Source organism: Chamaesiphon sp. OTE_75_metabat_556, from assembly GCF_031378165.1.
Classification (GTDB): Bacteria; Cyanobacteriota; Cyanobacteriia; order Cyanobacteriales; family Chamaesiphonaceae; genus Chamaesiphon.
Window position 1 is genome coordinate 1 of record NZ_JANNDR010000535.1, and the last position, 1,838, is coordinate 1,838.

Consider the following 1,838-nt stretch of genomic DNA (forward strand, 5'->3'; position numbering starts at 1 on the left):
CATAACCAACTAAATCGCCCAAACAAAAGATTTTATCGGCTTTTTGGTTATCGATATCTGACAATACCGCATTCAAGGCTTCATAGTTGCCATGAATACAAGACATCACTGCTATTTTCATACTAATACTTCCTCTGGTGATTCTGCTGATATTTGGGATTTAATTTGCTCTTGATAATAAGCCAGGGCATTATCATCTAATCCGCAGTCTTGTAAGGTTTCCATAATTACTTGAGCTTGCAATTTGTCCCCCACAACTTCCAGTCCACTAAAACGTGTCGGTCGCCCGTTCGATCCTGGCAGTAATGGCAATTCAAAATAAGTTACATTGGGATAACCTACTCCAAAACTAAAATAAAATGATCGACCATCGACAATCTCAAAAATCCCTTTAGCACGAGCAACACTCCCGTAAGCTCCCTGAATTAATTCGTCCCAAAATACATTCAAGCTAGCTGGATCTAGAACTTCTCCAGTCAATCTCCAGCGTGGGGAAGCAGTTAGAGTTGCATTCTTTTCAGTAACTTCACTAATCAATGTTTTAGTCGCCCAATTGTGATATTCACTCTCGATTAAACCTTTAGGCACAATTGCGATTCGTTCACAAGATTCGAGATCTACAGGCAATTGTAGAGAAGCTAGATCTAGTTGTGGTGCAATCTCTATATACAGCGGTTGAATCTCGACGAGTTGTGTCCAAGATGCGCCCGTAGAGATCGGTTTTACCTGGGGGCAAGTGGCGGTAATGTAGGTCAGATCGATCGGAGTAGCATCTGCACCTAAACAGAGATAACCACTAGGCTCGGTGCTGGTGATGAGTTGTTGGTGAATCCAGGTAGTTTTGCCAGAACCGCATGGCCCTGTCACTAGATAGATGGGATGCCGAGCCATAAACTGTGAGTATAGATGGAAACATCACTAGCATATCACGAGAATGATAACGATTATCAAATTCATGAAAACTATAGATTCAGAGCGGAAAGTGCGTTGGCGAAGCCTCTCCAAAGGAGACTCTTGGAAAAACGCCAAAACCGCACTTGCCAAAACTCGATACTTTATCAGGAACATCAAATCATGATTCTCGTACCGAGAGGCTACGCCAACGACAACAAATTAACATTATTAGCTTGCTCCGGCTCTATCCTCGCCATTACTCTATTTGGTAGCCCCAGTGATGCTAAACCAGCTCCCAAATTTAATGAGCGTGTCCCACAGCTTGCAGCGGCTCCCATGCACCGCAGCAAGACGGCACTACCAACTCACACCGAAGAGCTGCCAACTCGTGGAAGTTATGAAAGACGACTACAGCAAGCTGCAATCAGTCGCTTTGGCTGTGGCTGTGCAAATTGTATCACCAGCATCCGTCAATCAGTTCGCGCTGGTGAACTTGCTGTCTAGATAACAAAGGCAACTATTGGCGATAGGGATAGTGGTTTGATCGAAGCAACTTAGTCTAAATTAAATTTGAGTTTTGGTCGGATATGATAAAGTCATCCACTCATCTCGGTCGCCGATCATGGATAAAAATAAGTTAACAATACTTGCTTGTGCTGGCTCGATCTTAGCGACTACGCTATTTACAGATCCCAGTCAAGCGATGCCACTGCAAAGCTTTGGTGATAAGAATCGCCAGGTTGATGATGGCGCGTCTTTACCACAGAATCGAGTTAATATTCCTCGATCGATTGAAGATTCATCGGCTCTCCCGCTAATATGGGGAAAATGGGGTAAAATGTAGCGATAGCGGAATTTTATCCTATTTCCAAATATGGATTTTCACCTAGATACTTTGCTAAATCTGCCTAATCCAGTTGTGGACAGCTATTCAAATACGTTAG

At 43.4% G+C, this 1,838-nt stretch carries 4 protein-coding genes; 2 read left to right on the plus strand and 2 right to left on the minus strand.

All coding sequences use genetic code 11. The annotated features are described in order from the left end of the window. Positions 1-121: metallophosphoesterase family protein (locus RMO27_RS21160; RefSeq protein ID WP_309736318.1), on the minus strand; the 121-nt coding region annotated here is incomplete at its 3' end. Further along, positions 118-891 carry a GTP-binding protein gene (locus tag RMO27_RS21165; RefSeq protein ID WP_309736311.1) on the minus strand — a complete coding sequence of 258 codons (774 nt, stop codon included), beginning with the start codon at positions 889-891 and terminating at the stop codon, positions 118-120. The genes RMO27_RS21165 and RMO27_RS21160, both read right to left, overlap by 4 nt. A 15-nt stretch (positions 892-906) precedes the next feature. Between RMO27_RS21165 and RMO27_RS21170 the strand changes: the two genes are divergently transcribed. Further along, on the plus strand, positions 907-1,398 hold the full coding sequence (locus RMO27_RS21170) for a hypothetical protein (protein WP_309736314.1): 492 nt from the start codon (positions 907-909) through the stop codon (positions 1,396-1,398). 118 nt (positions 1,399-1,516) lie between these two features. Then, positions 1,517-1,738, plus strand: coding sequence for a hypothetical protein (locus RMO27_RS21175; protein WP_309736316.1), 222 nt, complete (start codon positions 1,517-1,519; stop codon positions 1,736-1,738). Positions 1,739-1,838 lie beyond the last annotated feature (100 nt).

Bases quoted from the DNA above. Each gene is read 5' to 3' on its own strand.
- RMO27_RS21170 (WP_309736314.1), top strand. From the start codon at position 907: ATGGAAACATCACTAGCATATCACGAGAATGATAACGATTATCAAATT.
- RMO27_RS21165 (WP_309736311.1), bottom strand. From the start codon at position 891: ATGGCTCGGCATCCCATCTATCTAGTGACAGGGCCATGCGGTTCTGGC.
- RMO27_RS21175 (WP_309736316.1), top strand. From the start codon at position 1,517: ATGGATAAAAATAAGTTAACAATACTTGCTTGTGCTGGCTCGATCTTA.